Raw genomic sequence first — 21,773 nt, forward strand, 5'->3', positions numbered from 1 at the left:
ATAATTTCTACATCTCAGGCTACCTGAAAGCGTGTTAGGTAGCCCGATAAGCTGAATATGATAAAAATCAAACAGAAATTGGCCCAGTATTTCCCTCACTCTGCCCAACCCTAGCATGGACCTTGCGCCAAGCCAAACAATTAAACTATAATTTCAGTAATTACAGAAATTGTAGTTGCCTGGCAACAATATTGAAACCATCGTATCCGATGGCCCAACCGCAACCATTAACCTGAGACCTTTGCAAAACCCCCATCTGCAGCGCATTTCTGCGTTGTGCGCTGCTCGCTCACTTGCCTATCCGCATGATATGTCTGCGTTCGCTGCGCTGCTACGCCTTGAACTGCATCCACATCTGGAGGTTTTGCGAAGGTCTCAACCTGTATTCTGAAGCCCGATACCCGGCCTGCTTGCTGCCCACATCTTCCGTGCATGAGCCTGTGTTTCCGTTGTGGAAAGCCGGTCTAAGCCCGTCAGCCGTTTGACATAATTGGTACTGATTAAAAATCAGGCAAAACAAAACCGATACCCACACGCGCCGGGGAAGCTGATTGGGATAAGCTGTGGATAAGCAAGCGAACACATTGATGGTATTGGCAGATTTTGCCACTGCCTAAAAAAACAGACAAATTCGCCGCCTTGCTGGCTCATGACATCAGCCGCCCATGCGGCCGCCGCTTTCCCCCAACCGTTTGGATAACACCGTAGAGAGGCTGTGGATAAGGCGCTTAAGTTGCTTACCGAAAAAAGAAAATGCCGACTGCCGAAAAAATCGGCAAAAAATTTCCCTAATTATTTCTCTTAAGGCAGAAATTTATGAATAATCAGCCTTGGCATATTTCCTCATCCTTTGGCGGTTTATGGCTGTGGAGCGGGCTGCAGCCCATTCTCACCGCCCGCAACGAAGCTTTGCAATTATTGGCCGATGTCGGCCTGCCGTCCGAATGGCAGATGCCTGCGCTGGCAGCCGCTTCGGCTTGGGACGTGCTGCTCGGCGTGTTGTTGTTCAGCCCTTGGCGGCAACACCGCCTGCTGTGGGCGGCACAGGCGGCCACCATTGCGGCGTATAGCCTGATTGTGGCGCTGTGGCTGCCGGCCAATTGGCTGCACCCCTTCGCGCCCCTGGTGAAGAATTTTCCCTTGCTGGCCGTAACGATTTGTCTGGCCGGCGCGCAACAAACGTCTGGTCCGACGCGGCCTGAAAACCGCCCCGTTTCTGAAAGGAGTGTGTCATGAACACCTATCTCATTGTCAAAACCCTCCACATCCTCTCCGCCACCCTGATGGTGGGCACCGGCTTCGGCACCGCCTTTTACCTCTTCTTCGCCAACCGCAGCGGCAACGTACAGGCGCAGGCCGTGGTGTCTCGGCTGGTGTGCCGCGCCGACTGGTGGTTTACCACCCCGGCGGTGATTTTCCAGCCTCTCTCCGGCCTGTGGATGATCCGGCACGCCGGCATGGACTGGAGCATGAGCTGGATTGTGTGGACCTTGGCCCTCTATACCTTGGCCGGACTGTGTTGGCTGCCGGTGGTGGTTTTGCAGCTGAGGATGGCCAAGACCGCCCAAGCGGCGGCCGAACGCGGCGAACGCCAACTGCCCGATGCCTATTGGCGCGATGCGCGGCTTTGGGAGCTGCTGGGCTATCCGGCTTTCTGTGCCATGGTGATTGTGTATTTTTTGATGGTTCTGAAACCCGTTTAGCGCGTGGCGCGCTTGGGCCTGCACAACGTTTTGGGGTGGAAAACCACGCACGCAAGGAAGAAAGCGCAGCAAATTAACGCTTTGCGAGCATGGCCGATACAGCAGGCCGGGATTTCGCCCCCACGAGACTGCCGTCATCTTGCATGACAAAAAGCAACCTCAGGCTACCTGAAAACCACCCGACCAATTTTCTTCACTTTGTCAGGAGTTTGCGATGTATTCCCCTAGCTATTCTTCCCTTGCCGTCACCGCTGCCGTGGTGCTGGTTTCGCTTACTGTCAGCGGTATTTGCTGGGCCATTCTCGGCCGGCCGTTGCGCAAAGTGCTGGCCTTTCTCTGCGACGATCCGCGCCCGGAGGTGAAGGAAATCAGCGGTATGTTCTGGCAGCGGCTTTACCTCAGCCTCACCCTGCTGCTGCCCATGCTCTGCGTGTTGCTGTTTGCCCCGCGTTTCGGCCAGAGCCTGGCGAACAACCTGCTGTATGCCCTGCGTTGGGCCATTTTCGGCGGCGTCGGCCTGCTGCTGGTGTTGGCCTATCTCGTCCGCCAGCAGATTCGTTTGCTCCAAAGCGGTCCGAAAGCGCCCGTGGCGCAAACGGGCGGCAAACTCCACCTCAAACGCGGTCAAATGCCCGATTTCGACCCAGTAACGCCGGCCGCCCGGCCCCGCCCTGACGACGGCCTGCCGCCCTTGTTTAAATAACTTCATCCCGTCTGCCATTCACCATCGGAGCCATCATGAACATTCTGCTTTTTGGCGGCAGCGGCTTTATCGGTGCCGCCACCGCCCGCCTGCTGCAACAGCAAGGACACCAAGTCAATATGCCAAGCAGCCGCGAATTCAACTTTCTGCAGCCTGATTTCACGCGCCTCACCGGCTACCTGAAAAGCGCGGACGTAGTCATCAATGCCGTCGGCATCATGAGCCGCCACCGCAGTGTTCTGGAGACCGTCCACCATCATACACCGGCCAAATTGGCCCATCTGGCGGCGGAACACGGCGTGCCGCGTTGGGTACAGCTGTCCGCTCTCGGCGCGGCGGCCGACCATCCGGTGCCTTTCCTCGGCAGCAAAGGGCGCGGCGACCACGCCGTGGCCGGCAGCGGCCTCAGCACGGCCATCGCGCAACCTTCCGTGGTGTTCGGGCGCGGCGGCGCCAGCTGCGAACTGTTTATCCGCCTGGCCCGTCTGCCGCTGCTCTGCCTGCCTGAAGGCGGCCGTTTCGCGCTGCAGCCGGTCCACCTCGACGATGTGGCCGAAGGTCTCGCCAAGTTGGCAGTCGGCACCGCAGGCGGCTGCATGCCATTTACCGGCAGCCAAACCTGCACGCTGGCCGGCTACCTGAACCTGCTGCGGCGCAACCTCCACCGCAAACCGCCCGCCCACATCCTCTCCTTACCCCGGCCTGTGGCCGAGTGGGGTGCCGCGCTGGCGGAGGTGCCCAGCAACGGCTTACTCAGCCGCGACAGCCTGCGCCTGTTGCGTGCCGGTTCGACGGCCGACTGCGCCGGTTTTGCCGCCCTTTTGGGGCGCCCGCCGCAGTCCGCTGAGGATTTCGGCCGTTAAGCTGTTGCCCAAACTGCACATTCCGTCCCCCTTCCCCCTGCTGCGGCTACCACAGACAGGGGGATTTTTGGTATATTCCGCGCCAACATCAGGGCGCACCCAAAAAAGCGCCCGAAAACAACAAACAAACACACAATAAAGCGGCCGGACACACCGGCCGCAAGACATACCTACACACATGAAACACATCCTGCTTTCCTTTGACTCCGCTCGCCCTGAGTGTTTGAGTGAAATCGACCCTGCCTGCCACATCTGGCTGTTTATTCCGGCCGGCCAGGAATATATGCCCATGACTTGGTGCGAAGTGCTGTGCCGTTTCGGCAAACGGGTGCATTTTGTCTTTTTACCGCCCGGCAGCGCCGCCGACCCCGGCTTGGTTTGGGCCTATCACTTGGGCCGCATCGCCGCCCAAGACCCCGATGCCGTGATTTGCCTGCTGTCGGACGACAATCGCCAAGACATTGTTCTCCAAAGAATGCGCGCGCAGCAACATTGCCTGGATGTGGTCCGCTTCGATTGAGCGACGCCAAGAAAAGCACAGCAAAGGCTACCTGAAAGCTTTTCAGGTAGCCTGTTTGTGTTCTCGCCGCTCTGCATCACGGCCACAAGTAAGGGGTGTATCCTACCCTCTCAATGGCCGTGATGGTGATGCCCGTGTCCGCCCGGCTGCGCCGCTTCCTGCGCCGGGGTCTTCACGGTTACGGTAACCGTTTTGGCCGGCGCATGGCGGAAATGCAGGGTGAGCGGAAAGCGGAGGCCGCCGGCCAAAGGCTGTTTCAAGCCGATCAGCATCACATGGTAACCACCCGGTTTGAGTTCGGCACGGCCGCCTTCGGCCAAGGGCAAGCCGCCTTCGATTTCATGCATCTGCATCCTGCCCTCGCGCATGCTGTGGGTATGGATTTCCACTTTCTCCGCCAAGGGGCTGCTGCCGCCTACCAAGGCATCGGCGCGGCCGCCGTTGTGCAGCTGCATAAACACGCCGCCCGCCTGCTGGCCGGGCACGGTAAAACGTGCCCACGCATCGCGCACATGGATATCGGCCTGAGCCGCAGCGGCGCCAAGCAAGGCCAAAGCGGCCAATAACACTGGTTTCATGAGCATCTGTTCCTGTTTGTAAAGGTCATACACAGCCGGCCCCATTTGGACCAAACTTGCGTCACATCAAGCATAAGCCTGCCACAGCGCCAAGCCCCACAACAGGGCCAGCAACACCAGCGCCAGCATTTGCGCCGCCGAGCCGACATCTTTGGCGATTTTCGACAAAGGATGTTTTTCGGTGGACACGCGGTCGGTGAGCGCTTCCAAACCGGTGTTGACCAGTTCCACCACCAGCGAGAAAAACGAGGCCGCCAACAAAATCATGCTCACCGGCAGACTGAAGCCGGCCACGGCCAGCAACACCAGCAACACCGCATGCAGCCACACCAGCTGGCGGAACGCCGCCTCGTGGCGGTAGGCGGCGATGAGGCCGTCGCGCGAATAAATGGCCGCATTGAGAATGCGCCGCCAGCCGGTTTTGCCTTTTTGGCCGGCGGCGTAGGAAGAGGGCTGCTCGGGCAAAGACATCCGTTACTCCGTTTCAGGTAGCCGCAAAAGTGCGCCACAGCGCCAGCAGCCACATCAGCAACAAGACGGCCAACAGCAGATACTGCGCCGCCGAGCCGACATCCTTGGCGCGCTTGGCCAGCTCATGCTGCGCCAAAGAGGTGTGGTCCACCGCCGCTTCGATGCCGGTGTTGATCAGCTCCACCACCAAAGACAAAGCGGAGGCCAGGATCAACACCAGCTGCACGGCCAAAGTAAACGGCAACAGCAGCGCCAGCAAGATCAGGATGCCGTTGATCCACAACAGCTGGCGGAAACCGGCTTCGTCGCAGGCAGCACGGATGCCGTCCCACGAATAACCCAGCGCGTTGATGATGCGGCGCAGGCCGGTTTTGCCTTTCATTTGCGCGGCGTAGCTCTGCACATCGGCGCAGTAAGCCTGCATTTTGTCGTGGGCGCGGTCGTAGGCTTCATGCGCCTTGTCATACACTTCGTGCGCTTTGCTGCACACGTCTTGGGCATAATCGCCGGGCGGGCGGGACGGAGCCGCCGGGGTCTCGTCGGGAGTGGTGTGTTTGTTCATTATGAATAGGGTCGGGAGGCGGGAATCGGGCTACCTGAAAACCGCTTCAACGGGCGCTCCATTCGGCCACGGCGTCGATAAACAAAGCCGCCACATCGCAGCCTTGCTGCTGCATGATTTCTTGGAAACCGGTGGGGCTGGTGACGTTGACTTCGGTGAGGTAGTCGCCAATGATGTCCAAGCCGGCCAGTAAAATGCCGCGGCGCACCAATTCGGGCGCCAAGTTTTCGGCAATTTCGCGGTCGCGCGGCGACAAAGCCTGCGCCACGCCGCGGCCGCCGGCAGCCAAATTGCCGCGCGTTTCGCCCTGCTGCGGAATCCGTGCCAAGGCATACGGCACCACCTGCCCGCCGATCACCAACACCCGCTTGTCGCCGTGCACGATTTCGGGGATATAGCGTTGGGCCATGATGGTGCGGCGGTCGTGCTGCATCAGGGTTTCCAGAATGCTGCCGATATTGGGGTCGTCCTGGCGCAGGCGGAAAATACCCATGCCGCCCATGCCGTCCAAAGGCTTGACGATGATGTCGCCCTGCTCGGCCAAGAAACCGCGCACCTCGGCGGCACGGGTGCTGACCACAGTGGGGGCGGTAAAGCGGTCGAAATGCAGAATCGCCAGTTTTTCGTTGAAATCGCGCATGGCTTGGCCGCTGTTGAACACCTTGGCGCCCTGTCCTTCGGCCAGCGTCAGCAGCTGGGTGGCATACAGATACTGCAGGTCGAAAGGCGGATCGGTACGCATGATGACGGCGTCGAAATCGCGCAAGGCGCACCGTTGCGGCGCGTGGGCGGCAAACCAGTCGCTGCGGCCCTGATCGGCACCGAAAAAATCAATCCGGGCCGCTTGTACGGTGACCACGCCGGCGCGCACCGACAAATCGCCGCTGAGGCCATGAAACAGCTGCCAGCCGCGGCGGGCGGCTTCGCGCATCATCACATAAGTGGTGTCTTTATACGTTTTGAAGCCGGCCAGCGGGTCGGCAATCACAAGCAGTTTCATGCACAGTCTTTCAAGCGAAAAGCGGCCGGGCCGCAGAAGGCGCTTATGATATAAGCGGCGGGCAGCCGGGGCAAGGCGGAGTCTTTTCAGGTAGCCTGCAGGCTACCTGAAAAAGGACTTACATCACGTCCAAAGTTTCGATGCCGAGCAATTCCAAGCCTTGTTTCAAGGTATCACCGGTAAGCTTGGCCAGCTGCAGGCGGCTGTTGCGCACGCTGCCTTCGGCCTTGAGGATGGGGCAGGCTTCGTAGAAGCGGCTGAACAGGGCGGCCACCTGGTAAAGATACGCCGCCAAATAGTGGGGATGGCAGCTTTCCGCCACATTGCACAGTACGTCTTCAAACTTGAGTAACTCCACCGCCAGCTGTTTTTCCAAGGGTTCGGTGAACACCGGTTGGGCGGCAGCGTCCCAGTCGCCGGCCTTGCGGAACACGCTTTGCACGCGGGTGTAGGCATATTGCAGATAGGGCGCGGTGTTGCCTTCGAAAGAGAGCATCTGGTCCCAGTCGAACACATAATCGCTGCTGCGGTTTTTGCTCAAATCGGCGTATTTCACCGCACCGATGCCCACCACACGGCCGATCTCTGCGGCCTCGGCCGGCGAGAGGGCCGGGTTTTTCTCGGCCACCAAGGCGGTGGCGCGTTCCACCGCTTCATTGAGCAAATCGACCAGTTTCACCGTGTCGCCGGAGCGGGTTTTAAAGGGTTTGCCGTCTTTGCCCATCATGGTGCCGAAGGGAATGTGTTCGGCCGTTGCGCTTTCAGGTAGCCAGCCGGCTTTGCGCGCCACGGTAAACAGCTGCTGGAAATGCAGGCTTTGGCGGGCGTCCACCACATACAGCAGGCGGTCGGCCTGCAAGCGGTTCACGCGGTAGCGGATGCAGGCCAAATCGGTGCTGGAATACAGGAAGCCGCCGCCCTGCTTCTGCACGATAAAGGCGGCCGGATCGCCGTCTTGGTTTTTGAATTCGTCGAGAAATACCACTTTGGCGCCGTCGTCGTCCACGGCCAAGCCTTGCGCCGCCAATTCGTCCACCACGGTTTGCAGATCGTCGTTATACATGGATTCGCCGGCCACATCGTCGGGCGTGAGCAGCAGGCCGAGGGTGTCGTACACGTTTTGCGCATGGCTGAGCGACATCGCCACAAACTGTTTCCACAAGGCCAAAACCTGTTCGTCGCCGCCCTGCAGCTTCACCACATAATCGCGCGCGGTGTCGGCAAACGCCGGGTCTTCGTCGAAACGCACTTTGGCATCGCGGTAGAACTGCTCCAAATCGGCCAGCTCGAATGCGGCGTTGTCCTGCTGCTGCGCCACCAGATGCGCCACCAGCATGCCGAACTGGGTGCCCCAGTCGCCAACGTGGTTTTGGCGGATCACTTGATGGCCCAAAAAGCCCAGCACTCGGGCGAGGCTGTCGCCGATGATGCTGGAGCGCAAATGGCCGACGTGCATTTCTTTGGCCAAATTGGGCGAGGAATAGTCGATGACCACGCTTTGCGGCTCATTGGTGCGGCGGATGTTGAAATGGCCGCTGTGCAGGGCGGCGTCCACTTCCTGCGCCAGAAAATCGGCCTTCAGGCGCAGGTTGATGAAGCCGGGGCCGGCCACTTCGGCCGATTCGATGAGGCGGTTGCCGGCCAGTTGGTTAGCCACCTGCTGCGCCAGCTCGCGCGGGTTCTGCTTGCGCTGTTTGGCCGCGCCCATCACGCCGTTGATTTGGTAGTCGCCGAAATCGACGTTTTTGGCCGGCTGCAACACAATCGGGCTGCCGGAAAGGCCGGCGGCGGCAAAAGCGGCTTCGGCTTCTTGGGAAACAAGGGTGTGTAATCGCATCTTCTTCTCGTCAAAATCAAACGGAGGCTACCTGAAAGCGGATGGAGGCTTTCAGGTAGCCTGTTTAAAACTATGATTAATGGGAATGGCCGGATTTAAGGGGCAGACGGCGCATCAGCCCATTGGTCCAGCTGGTCGCGCACATATTGGCGCGACATTTCTAGCGCCCGATAAATCTCGGCCCCGGCCGGCGCGGCGGACAACTCCGCTTTAAACAGGCGGCGCGCTTCGGCGGCCTCCCGGTTCAATACCCGCAGCCGGTCGGCATGGTTCTGATTCCAATGGCGGGTGCGCTCGTTCAGCAGGTAAGTAAAGGCAAAACTGCCGGAGCGCTGTTGGTGGTAAGCGTGGTCGGAAGCCAAATGCGCGGCCAAGATATTGTCCATCTCACTGCACTGCTCCGCCGCTTGGGCTTCGGCTGCCTGCTCGTAGCATGTTTTGATTTCGTGTTGCAGATACTGGCCGCTGCGGCGGAATATCCGTTCCCAAGTTTGCGGCTCGAAAAATGCTTTATCGATGCCGTCGGCATTGGCGTGCCCGGCCAACAAAGCATCGCGCTCCCAGTCCATTGCCGCGGCCAAGGTGCCCGCCCGCAACAGCATCGCCTTGCTCTGTTGCTCGGACACTGCCCGCCATTGATCGTTATCGGATTGGGCCAACGCCGGCACGGCCAAGGCCATCAGCCCGGCAACCAAACAAGTCTTCCATTTCTGCAGCACGACATCATTCCTTTCTTGCGGCAACGGTAGTGAAAACGGGCGCATTGTAAACCCTTCACGCCCTTAGGCGGTAGCCCTGCCCGCCTATTCGGCTTCCTTGTCTTTTTCTTTGTCGCCGCAATCGGCTTTGGCCGCGCCCGGCTTCAATTTCGGCAATTCAAAGCGGATGTTTAAACCTTGCGGCTGCACATTGTAGGCCATCACTTTGCCGCAATGCTGGCCGATTACATGGCGGGCAATGGCCAGACCCAAACCGGTGCCCTGCTTGTGCGCACCGCTGTCGGCGCGGTAGAAGGCGGTGAAAATATGCGGCAGCTGCTGTTCGTCCACCCCGGGCCCGTTGTCCACGATGTCCACCACCCAGTTCTGCCGCTGCGAAGACAGATTGACCCGAATGGTGCCGCCCAAGGGGCTGTAAGCCATGGCGTTGCGCAGCACATTGTCGAATGCGCGGTACAAATAGCCTTCATGCGCGCTGACCAACGCCCCCGCATCCGAAGGTTTGTAATGCAGCTCGATGGTTTGCCGGTTTTGCGAAGCCACCGCACGCGAGTCTTCCACCAGATTTTCCAGAAACGGCACCAGCTTGAGCGGGTCTTTTTCCATGCCGGCATGGGCGGTTTCCAAACGCGACAGCGTCAGCAGCTCGCCGACCAACGTATCCATGCGCCCCAATTCCGATTCGAGCCGCTGCATATTCTGTTCCTGCTTTTGCGGCTGCAGCTGCATCAGCGCCAATAAGGCCTGCATTCTCGCCAACGGGGAGCGCATTTCGTGCGACACATGGTGCAGCAGGTGGCGCTCTTTCTCTACCAGTTTTTGCAACTGCCCCGCCATGCTGTCGAACTGTACCGCCAAATTGGCCAATTCGTCGCGCCGGCCGACCAGCTGGTGGGCAATACGCGTTTCCAGATCGCCGCCGGCCAGACGGTTCATCCCGCGCTCGAGAATATTGATGGGCTTGGAAATATTGTTGGCCAAAATGTAGGCCAACAAGAGACCGATCACCACCACGAAGCTGAGAATGACGAACTCGTGCCACACCGGCGCCATCTCCACGCCGGGAATCATCAAAGGCGGCGGCGGGCGGGAAGCCTGCTGCTTGTCCCAATCGCGCAGCATGAAAATGTACTCTTCGCCCAAGCGGTCGTACGCAATCCGAACCAAACGGGTTTCCGGATGGCGGGCGGCGAATTTTCGGGCGGAAAAAATGTGTGCGGGATCAATATCGCGTTTGAAAACATCGGTTTTGCTGTCGCCGGCAATCACCAGGATATTGTCGAAAGTCGGCGTATTGTTCCAGTCCTGCAGCGTTTCGCGCACCCCCGGCAGACCGCGGGTTTGGAAAACGGTCACCGCGCTGTTGAGCAGGCCGGTTTCAAATGCCCGCTGCTGGCGGAAACGGCTCTCGGCCACAGTATCCTGCACCAGCCAAAACGAAAAGCTGGCCACCATGATGCCGCCGATGATGACCACGAAAAAAGTCAGAAAAATCCGCTGAAACAACTTCATATCAGGCTACCTGAAAACACACCGGCCACTCGACCCGAGACCTTTGCAAAACTCCCAGATGTGGATGCAGTTCAAGGCGTAGCAGCGCAGCGAGTGCAGACATATCATATAGATAGGCAAGCGAGTGAGCAGCGCACAACGCAGAAATGCGCCGCAGATGGGGGTTTTGCAAAGGTCTCGGCCCGCTATGGTATGACCGAAACGGGTTAGGCCGCGCATAAGCAAGCCGACCACCGCCCGGCACGTACAGAACGCGCCAAACGGATGATCGGCAGATACGGCCATCATCGGCATCAGTTTTTCACAAACAGATAGCCCAAACCGCGTACGGTTTGAATCAGCGAGGCGTCGCCCAGTTTGTGGCGGATGCTGGAAATGTGCACATCGATGCTGCGGTCGAATTTGGCCAGTTTACGGTCGAGCGCTTCAATCGATAAGGTTTCTTTATTCACTACCTGGCCGGCATGGCGCATCAGCACTTCCAGCAGGTTGAATTCGGTGCTGGTCAACTCCAGCGGCGCATCGCCAATGGTGGCTTGGCGCTTAGCCGGGTAGAGAGTAACGTTGCTCACCGAAATCACATTCGGCGCGGCATCCGGCTCGGCTTGGCGGGTGCGGCGCAAAATGGCATTAATGCGGGCCAGCAGTTCGCGCGGCTGGCAGGGTTTAGGCACATAGTCGTCCGCGCCCATTTCGAGGCCGATGATGCGGTCGATGTCGTCGCCTTTGGCGGTCAGCATGATGATGGGGATTTTGCTCTGCTGACGCACGGTTTTCAACACGTCCAAACCGGTCATCTTGGGCATCATCGAATCCAACACCACCACATTATAGTTGCCGCCCAAAATTTCGCTGACGCCGGCTTCGCCGTCGCCTACGCTGTGCACTTCCAGGCCTTCGGCACTCAGGTATTCGGTCAACAGCTCGGTGAGCAGGGCATCGTCGTCCACCAGTAACACTCGGTTCATTATTCGCTCCTTCAGTTAGGCTACCTGAAACACAATGGATTTATTCTCTTGTGTTTTCAACAATCTTAACACTTTGCCTGATACCAACACGCAAGCCAAATGTTTTTGCTCATCTTTGCATAGACGGGGAAAGCATATCCCAGGCGCACGCCGTGGCACAGCCTCTTTATCATGCTTCATTTCAGATATTTACTGATTTACTCCACCGCATTTCAGCGCAGCGCGGGCGGTTTCGCGGTAACGCCAGCACGCTTGCCGCAAGGGCAAGACCACGGCTTCTGACACACCGTAAGTGGTGGCGGCATCCAAATAGCGTTGCATCATGGTGGGGTAATAGCGGCCCATATTCAATAGCCAGGCGGCGGCTTCCTGTTCTTGGCCTTCCTGATCCAGATAAAACGCCCGCACCGCCGTGTTGGCATAAGGACGGAATCGGGAGGCCCGCAGCGCAGCTTCCCGCCCCCAAGCCGGCAGCGGCTTGCGCTGAATATCCACTTTGCGCAGCAAACCCATGTGGGCGTAATAGCGCAGAAAGTAATCCCAGCGCTCGATGCGCTCGAGTTGGGCCAGTTGCCGCTCATGCGGCCAGTCGGCGCTCGGTTTGCCGTAGGCGTGCGCCAAGCGGTAATAGGCAACGCCGTAATACAGCGTCAGCGCCGCGACCAAAGCTGCCAAGCCACCCCAAAGCCAACGCCCGGCCGATGTTTGGTTTGCTCCGGCAAATGCCTCTTTCATCGGCGTCAAACTCATCATCACCGCAAACGGAGCCAGAAAATACACATACCACAGCGGATACTCCAGCAAACTGTGGCACAGCGACACCGTCATCAAGCACAGCATCCAAGCCGAGGCTTCGTTGACAGGCCGTTTCAGGTAGCCCGACACCACCGCGAGCCAGCCGCCGAACACCAACAAACCGCCCACCCAGCCCATCTCGGCCAGAATTTGCAGAAAACTGTTGTGGCTGTGGGTGAACAGCACGCCGGGGTCGTAATCGCGAAAACTGCCGTCACGCATCACCCAGGCAAAACTCTCATGCGAATAGCCCTGCCAGCCCACGCCCAATACAGGATGCGCCAAAAACACCTGCCACGCCTTCGCCCATTCCGCCGCCCGCCCCGGGCTGGCCGTATTGCCGCCTGCCATGCGGCTCAAACCGGAAGCCTCGCCTATGCTGCCGCCACTGTCCAGCAACGCCGACAGCAGCGGCATCACCAGCCACTGCGCCAACAGCACGCCCAACAGCATCAAGCCCGTCAGCAAGCACCAACGTTTCAATGCCGGCCCGCCGCGCCAATACAGCACGGGCAACAGAGCGGCCAGCGCAGCCAAATACAGCAGCATGGTGCGCGACGTAATCAGCCCGACCACACCCAACAGCAATAAGGCACACCCTGCCGCCCATCCGTTCGGCAGTTGTTTGCGGCTCCACAAATAGGCCGCCGCCAACACGCCCCACATCATGTAATGGCCCAAATGGTTGCGCTGCCCGAGCTGGCCGAACACAAAATAACGCCCCGGCGCATTCATCAGCCCCGGCAGCCAAGCGGTCCACTCGCCGAACTGCAACACACACACCAGCGCCTGCAGCAACCCGCCCGCCAACAAGGCCCAGGCAAAAATATCCGCCGCCTTCAGTTGGCCCAAACGGGCTACCTGAACGCGGCAGGCCCACGCCAGCAAAGCCATACCCAGCCAAACCGCCGCCGTCAGGTCCGACATCTCCGCATACGGCAGCGCCAACACCCGCGCCTGCACCGCCCAAAACACGGCCAGCGCCAGAAAATACCACGACACCGCCGGCAAACGCAGCCGCCCGCCCTGCACCGCCGTCAGCAGCACAAACAGCATGGCAAACAGCAAAGAGCCGCTTTCAATCAGCCAACCGCCCTGGGGCCCCGTGCGCCAAGAAGACAAAAACGGCACCACCGCCAACAGCAGCATGCCCATCCACATCACCCCAGACTGCCGCAGCGGTTTAAACATGCCGCTGCTCCCGCCGCACCGCCCGCACAAACAGCAGACAGGCAACAAACCACACCGCACCCGCCGCCAGCGCTACCGCCGCGCACCAGCGCGAAGCCGGCGCCGCATCAAACAAACGCATGATGGCTTCCGCCAAATACGGCAACACCAGCATCGAACTGTATTGAAACGTGTAAAGCTTGCCTTTGAGCGTCCCCGCCAACGGCAGACACAGAGGCAGCGCCTTGAGCGCCAGCCACGAGCCGCCCGGCCGCAAAGGCGCCAGCCACAATTCCCACGCCAGGCTGATCGCCATCAGCGCCACCAAACCGAATACCGCCCAATATTGGGCGGCTTTCCGACTCACTTGCATGTTTTCATCCCGTCTTCCCGCTGCACGCCGCCCGCTCAGGCGGTTTCCTCCGGTGCGCGAACCTTCATCCAGCGGCACATCCACAGCCCCGCTTCATACAACACCAACAGGGGTACCGCCATCATAAATTGCGACAACACATCCGGCGGCGTCAAAATGCCCGCCACCACAAACGCAGCCACCACCACATAAGGCCGGGCCGCCCGCAGCGCAGCCAACTCCACCACCCCCATGCGGTACAGCAAAATCACCAATACCGGCACTTCAAACGTGACCCCGAAGGCCAGAAACAAACCCAAAATCAACGACAGATAACTGCCGATATCGGGGGCTACCTGAATCCCCTCCGGCGCCGTGGCCGGCAGAAACTTAAACATCACCGGAAACACGGCGAAGTAGCAAAACGCCATCCCCGCCGCAAACAGCAACACGCTGGACACCACCAAAGGCAGCACCAGCCGCTTTTCGTGGCGGTACAGCGCCGGCGCCACAAACGCCCACAGCTGATAAAGCGTGTGCGGCAGCGACACCAAAAACGCCGTCATCGCCGCCACTTTCAGCGGCACGAAAAACGGCGCCACAATATCGATCGCCTGCATTTTGGAGCCTGCCGGCAGATTGGCCATCAACGGCAGCGCCGCCAGCGTATACAGCTCGTTGGCAAACGGCAGCGCCACCGCCAAACACAACAAAACGCCGGCCGCCATATACATCAGGCGGCGGCGCAGCTCGCTCAAATGCGCCACCAAAGTCTGCCCGTCGGCAGCGGCGGTTTCGGCGGCAGATTGCGGCACATCAGACATAACAGTTTGACCGTACAGGATACATAAAGCAAAACAGGTTTTCAGGTAGCCTCAAAACCATCCCTTCCTACAATCTTCATACCATCATCGCCTCTATTTCGGCTTGCAGGGAAAGCCCCGAATATAGGGTCAGCAACAACAATAATGTCCACAAAACCGCTTCGTAATACCACGCAATGTTTAACTTCTTCAATATAAGGAATTCGGTTTTATTAAAGAGAAGCATCAAGCTCAAGCTGAGCGCATTGATCGTAGCAATCGTCAGCAGGTAAAACCCGATATTTTTCTGAAAAACAGAGATAGGAATGGCGGTGCCTCCAAAAATACGCCCCATCGAAAACATGGCAAATAAGCTCATAAGATTCAAAATCAAAAACGAAATCAACCTGTCCAACCACTTGGTTTTGAATCTTGGAAAACCCTTAGGGATCTGAAAAAGCGGCGAGGCATCGCCTTGTGCCCGTTTAAACAAGAGGGCAATTTTTGCCGTCATGAAAAAACACAGCGCATACGTAAGCAGCGCACAGATTACATACAACACACCGAGGACATTCATCGTCTTAAAAGTGATCGCCAACACAACAAATAATGTTCCATGGGCAGGCTACCTGAAAACCGCTCAGCGCCGCCCCGAACGGGCCCGCAAACGCGGTGCCGCCTGCGGCTTCGGCCGCACTTGGCGGCGGCGCGCCAAAGCCTGACGCCGCAGCGACACCGGGCGGAAGCCGGCCGTCTGCGGCGTTTTCGGCAAGGGCGAGCCGTCGTCAGCCAAACCGAAATCGGCCGGCGTGCGCTGCTCGGGCAGGCGCTCCCAAGCCGGCAGGTCGGCCGCTTCGCGCAGCTGCTGCATTTCTTCACGCAGCTGGCCGGCGGTGGCCGACCAGTCTGCCTTCATCTGCTGCCATTCGGCCAAATCGGCCTGCTGCGACAGCTCGCTTTTCATATTGCCCACAAACTGCTGCAGGCGGCCCAGCCAGCGGCCCAAGGTGCGCGCCACCTTGGGCAGGCGCTCGGGGCCGAGCACCACCAGCGCCACCAGCGCGGCCAGCAGCATTTCGCTGAACGCGAAATCAAACATGGCTTAGCCCGATTTGCCGGCGTCTTCTTCGTTGCGGGCCGGCTGCTCGGCCGCCGCGGTTTTGTCGGCCTCGCTGCCTTCGTTGAGGCCTTTTTTAAAGTCGTGCACCGCACCGCCCAAATCTTTGCCCACGTTGCGCAGTTTCTTGGTGCCGAAAATCAGCACCACCACCACCAAGATCACCAGCCAATGCGCCCAGCTTGAAAAACCCATGATTCTTTCCTCACACAATATTCAGATGGCGTTTCAGGTAGCCTCAGGCTACCTGAAAGCCGGATCGGCCAATGGCCGGCTACACAGTTTAAGACGGCTTTTTGCGCGATGCTTTTTCATCCAAGCCCGAAATACTCTGGCGGCGGCGCAATTCCATCAGCACGTCTTCCGCACGCACCCCGTGGTAGGACAGCAGCACCATGGTGTGAAACCACACATCGGCCACTTCTTTGATGATGTGCAGGCGGTTGCCGTCTTTCGAGGCCATCAACACTTCGCCCGCCTCCTCGATGACCTTTTTCAAAATCGCGTCTTCGCCCAAGTGCATCAGCTGCGACACATAAGAGCTGCCGGCGGCCGCATCTTTACGCACTTCAATCACATCGGCGATTTCTGTCAACACATGATCGTTTATCACACCCATGTCTCACTCCTTGGTTCGGCCGTAAATTTCGGCCTCGCTTTTTATCACCGCATCCGCCACCTGCCAGCCGCCGTTTTGCCAAACGCGGTAAAAACAGCTTTCGCGGCCGGTGTGGCAGGCCATACCGCCCTGCTGCTTGATCAGCATCACCACCGCATCGCCGTCGCAATCCAGGCGCAATTCCAACACCCGCTGCGTGTGGCCGGACTCCTCGCCCTTCATCCACTGCTTCTGCCGCGAACGGCTGTAATAGTGGGCGAAACCCGTTTCCGCAGTTTTCTGCAAGGCTTCGGCATTCATCCACGCCACCATCAGCACGCGGCCGCTGTCGGCATCTTGCGCAATCACACACACCAGCCCTTGGTTGTCCCATTTCACGGCATCCAGCAAAGCGGATTGGCTCATTCGGCACTCCTCGGTAAAACAAGCATTTTAACAGCGGGGGCGGCAAACCGAAAGCGCGCCCTAAACGCACGCTTATACCGCCAAACCGTGTCAGCCGAATGACAGCGGCGGCTCGCGTTCCGCCCAAGGCTGCATCTGCTCCAACTGCGCCGCCAAGCGCAGCAGCAGATCTTCCCGGCCGTGCGCCGAGGCAAACTGGGTGCCCACCGGCATGCCTTGGTGCCAATACAGCGGCACGCTCATCGCCGGGTTGCCGCTCATATTGAAGGGCGAAGTGTAGCCGACATAATTGAGCGTGGCGGCGGCTTCTTTTTCCAGCAAAGGATTGTTCCTCAGCAAAAGCCCCAAGCCCAAGGTACCGAACAGCAAACGCATCAGCTTTTGCGCGGCCGGCGGCGGCAGCATTTCGCCGATTTTCGGCGTGGTGCGCGGGCAAACCGGTGTCGCCAACACATCGAAACGCTTGAAAAACGCCCGCGCCGCCCGCTCCTGCGCCAGCATCACATCGCGCGCCCATGCCATTTCGCCGGCGCTGATCTGCCGCCCCTGCACAATCAAAGCCCACGTGACCGGCTCGAACAGGCGGTGCGGCAGTTTGCGGCCGGTTTGGCGCCGGTAGTGGTCAAACAGTTTGGCGGTCTCGCCCGTCACCAACACCCGCGCCGCACGGTTGAGCACATCGGGGGCGGCAAACTCGGGAGACGCTTCCTCCACCTCGTGCCCCGCATCGGCCAGCAACTTCAGGCTGTGCGCCAAAGCCGCTTCCGTGCCGGCATCGTTGCCGCCGCCGCACAACCAGTCGCGCCGCCAAAAAGCGATTTTCAGACGCCCGGTTTCCTTCTGCAGGCTACCTGAAAAGCCGTTTTCCGGCGGCGGCGGGCAGGCATACAGGGCCTTAGGCTGGGTGCGCGCGGCGATGTCCAACATCAGCGCACTGTCGCGCACACTGCGGCTCAACACATGCTCGCACACCATGCCCTGCCAACCTTCCGCCAACAACGGACCGGCACTGCTGCGCCCGCGCGTGGGCTTGAGGCCGAACAGGCCGCAATTGTGCGCCGGCAGACGGATGGAGCCGCCGCCGTCGCCGCCGTGCGCCATCGGCACCACGCCTGCCGCCACTGCTGCCGCCGAACCGCCGCTGCTGCCGCCCGGGGTGTACGCCAGATGCCAGGGATTGCGCGTGATGCCGTACACTTCGGCTTCGGTTACCGGATACGCGCCCCACTCCGGGGTGGCGGTTTTGCCGAACACCCGCAGGCCGGCGCCCAAATAAGCCTGCGTCAAATCGCTGTTTTGCGCGGCCACATACTGCTGCATCATGCGCGAGCCCGACCAAGTGGGCGCGCCCGCCCGATCGGCCAGCAAATCCTTCAGCAAAAACGGCACCCCCGCCAGCACCGCACCCGTATCTTGCGGATAAGGGTCGGCAAACGCCCGTTCGCGCAAATCGTGCGCCAGCAGGTTGAGCTTGGGGTTCACCTCGTCCAGCCTCGCCAGCGCCGCCCGCAACACTTCGTCCGACGACACCTCGCCCGCACGGATTAAAGCGGCCAAGCCCACCGCATCGTAACGGCGGTATTCACGGTATTCCACAGCACCCACTCCTTAATCAGGGGTTCAAACAGGCCGCCAAGGCTACCTGAAAACCCGCTTTTCAGGTAGCCTTGCGCACCGTGCCGGCCAAGCGCAAAACCGTGCAAGAATTCTGGCCGCTACCGGTGCTTGCTGCTAAAGTAGCGCCCCTTTACCGTATTTGATTTGAAGTTGAGGAAGACCCGATGCTGTTCTGGCGAAAACGCATGATTCCGCTGCTCGCGGCCTGCTTGGCCGTCTCCGCGCCCGTCTGGAGCGCACCTGCCGGCAAATCGCCGGACGGCGGGCAGATGTCGCACCGCGACATCATCGACCGCGCCAACAATATGATGACCGCCCTGGCCGCCGAAATGAGCCTGCAACAAAATCAGGGCGGCACCGCCCTGGCCGGCTACCTGCGCGTTTTCGAGCGCAGCAAAGACCCCGCCGTGGCCGAACGCGCCGTCGAAATCGCCCTCGCCGGCAACATCCGCCTGGCCGAACAGATGCTGGAGCGCTGGCAGCGCGCCGAACCACAGCCCTCGCCCGAGCAGAAACGCATGCGCTGGACGGTGGCCGCCGCCAAAGGCGACCTGAACACCGTCGAAGCCAATCTGCCCGAAGTGCTGGCGCAAGACGACCGCAACCGCATGCGCGGCGTCTTTCTGCGTTTGGCTCAGCTGGCCCTGCGTCAGCCCGAAGCGGCCAATGCGCGCAACGCCCGCCTGGTGCACGAAGCCGCCCTCCGCTTCCCCTCCCTGCCCGAAGCCGCAATGAGCGACGCCATCTATTCGGCGCAACAGAACCGCAAACGCGACGCCGCCGCCGCACTCAACCGGCTGGCCCAGCTGGATACCGACATCCGTCCCACCACCCGCCTCACCCTAGGCCTGATCGCCCGCCGCCGCCCCGAAGTACTGCACCACTTTTTCGCCGGCACCGACGACCACCGCCTCAGCCCCATGTGGCAGGGTTTGAAAGTGGACAGCCTCATCCACTCCGGCCGCGAAAACGAAGCCTACGGCCTGCTGCAAAGCCTGTTGGCGAAAAACCCCGATCCCGACTTTTATATTCAGGCCGGCGTATTGTCCACCCGACGTAAAGAACCGGCCGCCGTTTCACTCAACTATTTCGACAAAGCCTATCTATTGGGCACCAGCCAGCAGAAGAGCCGCGCCGCCCTGTTTGCTGCCACCCGGGCATTGGAAGAAAAAGACTTCGAGACCGCCCGCTTGTGGAACACCCGCATGGAAGCACCCGAGTCTGCTTTCGACCGCCTAATGGTGGCCGCCCACATCGAAACCGCCGCTGAAAACTGGACGGCCGCCGACGACCTGCTGCTGCGCGCCGAATCCCTGCACCCGCACGAAAACGGCCTGTACGGCCCGGCCGACCTGCTGCAGGCCCAGCTCAATATTGCCGCCAAGCTGCCGCTCACCGAAGCCCTGCACCGCCTGAACGGCCTGCACCGGCAGCACGGCAACGCCGATGCCGGCTCCGCCGAATCGGCCGCCGCTGTTCTCTACAGCCGCGCCTTACTGTATGCCGACCGGCTGGAGCAGCCCGATAAAGCCGTGGCCGACCTGCGCGAGGCCTTGCGCCTCTTCCCCAAACACGCCGACACTTTGAACGCACTGGGCTACACCATGCTCGCCCTGCCCGATGCCGACCTGGCCGAAGCCCGCCGCCACATTGAGCAGGCCCACCGGCTGGACCCGCAATCGCCGGCCATCCGCGACAGCTTGGGCTGGGTGTTGTTCAAGCAAGGCGACGCCCGCGCCGCTCTGCCCCATCTGGAAGCCGCCTACCGCGCCCTGCCCGAAGCGGAAGTCGGCGCCCACTTGGGCGAAGTGCTGTGGCAGCTCGGCCGCCGCGACGAAGCCCGCCAAATCTGGCAAACGGTTGCCGGCAAAGGCGGCAACCAAAAAGTATTGCAAGACACCCTGCAACGGCTGGGCGTCGAACTCCCGCCTGCCGATCAAGCCCGTCAATAACCAAAAGGCTACCTGAAAACACATTCCGCCCGGTTTGTGTTTTCAGGTAGCCGCCAGCGAGCCCCATGACCCGACTCAAGCACATTACCGCCGCCGGCACCGCCCTCCTCCTCGCCGCCTGTGCCGGCACCGGCACCCAAATGGCCGCCGACGCCTGGCGCGAAGACGGCAGCGTACCCGCCTTCGAAGCCGCCGGCCGCATGGGCGTCAAAGAAAACGAACGCGGCAGCTACGCCAATTTCGACTGGCTGCGCACCGCCGAAGTCCAACTCTTTGAAGTCAAAACCCCGCTCGGCAACAGCCTGGGCCACCTGTGCGAAGACGGCAGCGGCGTCCAAGCCGTGGCCGCCGACGGCCGCCATTACCGCGCCGACAACGCCGCCGAACTGAGCCGCCAACTGCTCGGCTACGACCTGCCCATCGCCCACATCGACCGCTGGGCCAACGGCCTGCGCGTGGCCGGCGAACCCTATCAAACCCTGCCCGACGGCCGCCTGCAGCAACTGGGCTGGCGCATCCAGCGCAACCTGGGCGACAACGGCCAAGTTCGTATGCTGCTGCTCGAACGCGCCGGCCTCAGCCTGCGCCTGGTGTTCGACCACATCGGGCTACCTGAAAACCCGCCCGCCGTCTGCCCCTCACCCTAAACTTCATGAATACGCCGATTCCCGCCGCCGCCCAAGCCTTTCCCGCCCCGGCCAAGCTCAATCTCGATTTACGCATTGTCGGCCGCCGTGCCGACGGCTACCACTTATTGGAAAGCATTTTCCGCCTGGTCGATTTGTGCGACACCGTCCACCTGCTGCCGCGCCCGGACGGCCAAATCCAGCTGCACACCCCCGCCGACGGCGTACTGCCGCAACAAGACCTGACTTACCGCGCCGCCGCCCTGCTGCAACAGGCTTCAGGTAGCCGGCAAGGCGCCGACATCTGGCTGGAGAAACGCATCCCCATGGGCGGCGGCATGGGTGGCGGCAGCTCGGATGCCGCCACCGTTTTAATGGCGCTCAACCGCCTGTGGCAATGCGGCCTGAGCGCCGAACAACTGATGCCGCTCGGCCTGCAGCTGGGCGCCGACGTGCCGTTTTTCATTTTCGGCCGCAACGCCTTTGTGCGCGGCATCGGCGAAAAACTGAGCGAAATCACCCTGCCCGCCCAATGGTATGTGGTGGTCAAACCAAGTGTGCATGTCAGCACCGCCGTGATTTTTTCCCATCCGGGCTTGACACGCGATTCCGAACCCAGCATAATGCCGAGCTTCCAATCACTACAACCTTTCCGCAACGATATGCAGGCGGTTGTTTTGAAGGAATATACCGAAGTCAAGCAAGTGTTTGAGCTGATGCGCCTATACGGCACGCCTTTGATGACCGGCTCTGGCGCCTGTATTTTTCTCAGCTTTGCAGAACAAAAAACAGCGGAATCGGTATATAAAACAGTTGCTCAAACACATCAGGCATACTGCATACGCGGCTTAGACCGCCATCCTATGTTTGATATGTAAGCG

Annotated in this window: 27 protein-coding genes; 9 read left to right on the plus strand and 18 right to left on the minus strand. The window is 60.1% G+C overall.

The genetic code is table 11. From position 1 onward, the window contains the following. Positions 1 to 241 precede the first annotated feature (241 nt). The 6 genes from HMPREF9371_RS13925 (at position 242) to HMPREF9371_RS08540 (ending at position 3,789) form a co-directional block, all read left to right on the plus strand. The gene (locus tag HMPREF9371_RS13925; RefSeq protein ID WP_083814033.1) at positions 242 to 391 is read left to right on the plus strand and encodes a lipoprotein signal peptidase; all 150 of its coding nucleotides are present in this window, start codon (positions 242 to 244) and stop codon (positions 389 to 391) included. A gap of 425 nt (positions 392 to 816) precedes the next feature. Next, positions 817 to 1,236: a DoxX-like family protein gene (locus HMPREF9371_RS08520; protein WP_009119650.1), complete on the plus strand. Its 420-nt coding sequence runs from the start codon at positions 817 to 819 to the stop codon at positions 1,234 to 1,236. Continuing rightward, positions 1,233 to 1,703, plus strand: a complete 471-nt coding sequence (locus tag HMPREF9371_RS08525) for a DUF2269 family protein (RefSeq protein ID WP_009119651.1) — start codon at positions 1,233 to 1,235, stop codon at positions 1,701 to 1,703. Before HMPREF9371_RS08520 ends, HMPREF9371_RS08525 begins: the two co-directional genes overlap by 4 nt. 214 nt (positions 1,704 to 1,917) lie before the next feature. Next, a complete protein-coding gene (locus tag HMPREF9371_RS08530; RefSeq protein WP_232203094.1) occupies positions 1,918 to 2,406 on the plus strand; it encodes a hypothetical protein in 489 nt (162 codons plus the stop codon). A gap of 35 nt (positions 2,407 to 2,441) precedes the next feature. Next, a complete protein-coding gene (locus HMPREF9371_RS08535; RefSeq protein ID WP_009119653.1) occupies positions 2,442 to 3,269 on the plus strand; it encodes an NAD-dependent epimerase/dehydratase family protein in 828 nt (275 codons plus the stop codon). Between the two features lie 178 nt (positions 3,270 to 3,447). Continuing rightward, the gene (locus HMPREF9371_RS08540) at positions 3,448 to 3,789 is read left to right on the plus strand and encodes a hypothetical protein (RefSeq protein WP_009119654.1); all 342 of its coding nucleotides are present in this window, start codon (positions 3,448 to 3,450) and stop codon (positions 3,787 to 3,789) included. Between the two features lie 110 nt (positions 3,790 to 3,899). Here HMPREF9371_RS08540 and HMPREF9371_RS08545 read toward each other — a convergent pair whose 3' ends face one another. The 18 genes from HMPREF9371_RS08545 to HMPREF9371_RS08625 all read right to left on the minus strand — a co-directional run bounded on the left by HMPREF9371_RS08545 (position 3,900) and on the right by HMPREF9371_RS08625 (position 18,302). Continuing rightward, the gene (locus HMPREF9371_RS08545; protein ID WP_040660409.1) at positions 3,900 to 4,367 is read right to left on the minus strand and encodes a copper chaperone PCu(A)C; all 468 of its coding nucleotides are present in this window, start codon (positions 4,365 to 4,367) and stop codon (positions 3,900 to 3,902) included. Positions 4,368 to 4,433: 66 nt separating this feature from the next. Further along, entirely contained in the window at positions 4,434 to 4,838 is a 405-nt protein-coding gene (locus HMPREF9371_RS08550) for a diacylglycerol kinase (protein WP_009119656.1), read from the minus strand. A 13-nt stretch (positions 4,839 to 4,851) separates the two neighbouring features. After that, entirely contained in the window at positions 4,852 to 5,262 is a 411-nt protein-coding gene (locus HMPREF9371_RS08555) for a diacylglycerol kinase (protein ID WP_040661022.1), read from the minus strand. A 184-nt stretch (positions 5,263 to 5,446) separates the two neighbouring features. Then, positions 5,447 to 6,400, minus strand: coding sequence for a glutathione synthase (gene gshB, locus HMPREF9371_RS08560; RefSeq protein ID WP_009119658.1), 954 nt, complete (start codon positions 6,398 to 6,400; stop codon positions 5,447 to 5,449). Between the two features lie 118 nt (positions 6,401 to 6,518). Next, a complete protein-coding gene (gene argS, locus HMPREF9371_RS08565) occupies positions 6,519 to 8,237 on the minus strand; it encodes an arginine--tRNA ligase (RefSeq protein WP_009119659.1) in 1,719 nt (572 codons plus the stop codon). 95 nt (positions 8,238 to 8,332) lie between these two features. Beyond that, positions 8,333 to 8,956: a hypothetical protein gene (locus tag HMPREF9371_RS08570; RefSeq protein ID WP_040660411.1), complete on the minus strand. Its 624-nt coding sequence runs from the start codon at positions 8,954 to 8,956 to the stop codon at positions 8,333 to 8,335. An 84-nt stretch (positions 8,957 to 9,040) separates the two neighbouring features. Further along, complete coding sequence (locus HMPREF9371_RS08575) at positions 9,041 to 10,468, minus strand: HAMP domain-containing sensor histidine kinase (RefSeq protein WP_009119661.1); 1,428 nt, start codon at positions 10,466 to 10,468, stop codon at positions 9,041 to 9,043. A gap of 1 nt (position 10,469) precedes the next feature. Beyond that, on the minus strand, positions 10,470 to 10,640 hold the full coding sequence (locus HMPREF9371_RS13585; RefSeq protein WP_009119662.1) for a hypothetical protein: 171 nt from the start codon (positions 10,638 to 10,640) through the stop codon (positions 10,470 to 10,472). A gap of 121 nt (positions 10,641 to 10,761) precedes the next feature. Continuing rightward, the gene (locus tag HMPREF9371_RS08580) at positions 10,762 to 11,436 is read right to left on the minus strand and encodes a response regulator transcription factor (protein WP_009119663.1); all 675 of its coding nucleotides are present in this window, start codon (positions 11,434 to 11,436) and stop codon (positions 10,762 to 10,764) included. A gap of 189 nt (positions 11,437 to 11,625) precedes the next feature. Then, positions 11,626 to 13,422, minus strand: a complete 1,797-nt coding sequence (locus HMPREF9371_RS08585; RefSeq protein WP_009119665.1) for a PglL family O-oligosaccharyltransferase — start codon at positions 13,420 to 13,422, stop codon at positions 11,626 to 11,628. Further along, positions 13,415 to 13,768: a DUF2069 domain-containing protein gene (locus HMPREF9371_RS08590; protein ID WP_040661026.1), complete on the minus strand. Its 354-nt coding sequence runs from the start codon at positions 13,766 to 13,768 to the stop codon at positions 13,415 to 13,417. Before HMPREF9371_RS08590 ends, HMPREF9371_RS08585 begins: the two co-directional genes overlap by 8 nt. A 41-nt stretch (positions 13,769 to 13,809) precedes the next feature. Continuing rightward, the gene (tatC, locus tag HMPREF9371_RS08595; RefSeq protein WP_009119667.1) at positions 13,810 to 14,577 is read right to left on the minus strand and encodes a twin-arginine translocase subunit TatC; all 768 of its coding nucleotides are present in this window, start codon (positions 14,575 to 14,577) and stop codon (positions 13,810 to 13,812) included. Between the two features lie 76 nt (positions 14,578 to 14,653). After that, a complete protein-coding gene (locus tag HMPREF9371_RS08600; RefSeq protein WP_009119668.1) occupies positions 14,654 to 15,157 on the minus strand; it encodes a hypothetical protein in 504 nt (167 codons plus the stop codon). Between the two features lie 39 nt (positions 15,158 to 15,196). Beyond that, a complete protein-coding gene (gene tatB / locus HMPREF9371_RS08605; RefSeq protein WP_009119669.1) occupies positions 15,197 to 15,655 on the minus strand; it encodes a Sec-independent protein translocase protein TatB in 459 nt (152 codons plus the stop codon). Between the two features lie 3 nt (positions 15,656 to 15,658). Then, the gene (gene tatA, locus HMPREF9371_RS08610) at positions 15,659 to 15,868 is read right to left on the minus strand and encodes a Sec-independent protein translocase subunit TatA (protein ID WP_009119670.1); all 210 of its coding nucleotides are present in this window, start codon (positions 15,866 to 15,868) and stop codon (positions 15,659 to 15,661) included. A gap of 88 nt (positions 15,869 to 15,956) precedes the next feature. Then, positions 15,957 to 16,292 (minus strand): phosphoribosyl-ATP diphosphatase, encoded by a 336-nt coding sequence (locus tag HMPREF9371_RS08615; protein WP_009119671.1) that lies wholly within the window; start codon positions 16,290 to 16,292, stop codon positions 15,957 to 15,959. A 3-nt stretch (positions 16,293 to 16,295) separates the two neighbouring features. Next, complete coding sequence (gene hisI / locus HMPREF9371_RS08620) at positions 16,296 to 16,697, minus strand: phosphoribosyl-AMP cyclohydrolase (RefSeq protein ID WP_009119672.1); 402 nt, start codon at positions 16,695 to 16,697, stop codon at positions 16,296 to 16,298. Positions 16,698 to 16,787: 90 nt separating this feature from the next. Next, entirely contained in the window at positions 16,788 to 18,302 is a 1,515-nt protein-coding gene (locus HMPREF9371_RS08625) for an amidase (protein WP_009119673.1), read from the minus strand. 197 nt (positions 18,303 to 18,499) lie between these two features. Between HMPREF9371_RS08625 and HMPREF9371_RS08630 the strand changes: the two genes are divergently transcribed. The 3 genes from HMPREF9371_RS08630 (at position 18,500) to ispE (ending at position 21,770) form a co-directional block, all read left to right on the plus strand. Continuing rightward, positions 18,500 to 20,266, plus strand: a complete 1,767-nt coding sequence (locus HMPREF9371_RS08630; protein ID WP_198003624.1) for a tetratricopeptide repeat protein — start codon at positions 18,500 to 18,502, stop codon at positions 20,264 to 20,266. A 65-nt stretch (positions 20,267 to 20,331) separates the two neighbouring features. Next, positions 20,332 to 20,913 (plus strand): outer membrane lipoprotein LolB, encoded by a 582-nt coding sequence (locus HMPREF9371_RS08635; protein WP_009119675.1) that lies wholly within the window; start codon positions 20,332 to 20,334, stop codon positions 20,911 to 20,913. Positions 20,914 to 20,918: 5 nt separating this feature from the next. Further along, positions 20,919 to 21,770, plus strand: coding sequence for a 4-(cytidine 5'-diphospho)-2-C-methyl-D-erythritol kinase (gene ispE / locus HMPREF9371_RS08640; RefSeq protein WP_009119676.1), 852 nt, complete (start codon positions 20,919 to 20,921; stop codon positions 21,768 to 21,770). The last annotated feature ends 3 nt before the right edge of the window (positions 21,771 to 21,773 follow it).

The sequence above is a fragment of the Neisseria shayeganii 871 genome, from assembly GCF_000226875.1.
Lineage (GTDB): Bacteria > Pseudomonadota > Gammaproteobacteria > Burkholderiales > Neisseriaceae > Eikenella > Eikenella shayeganii.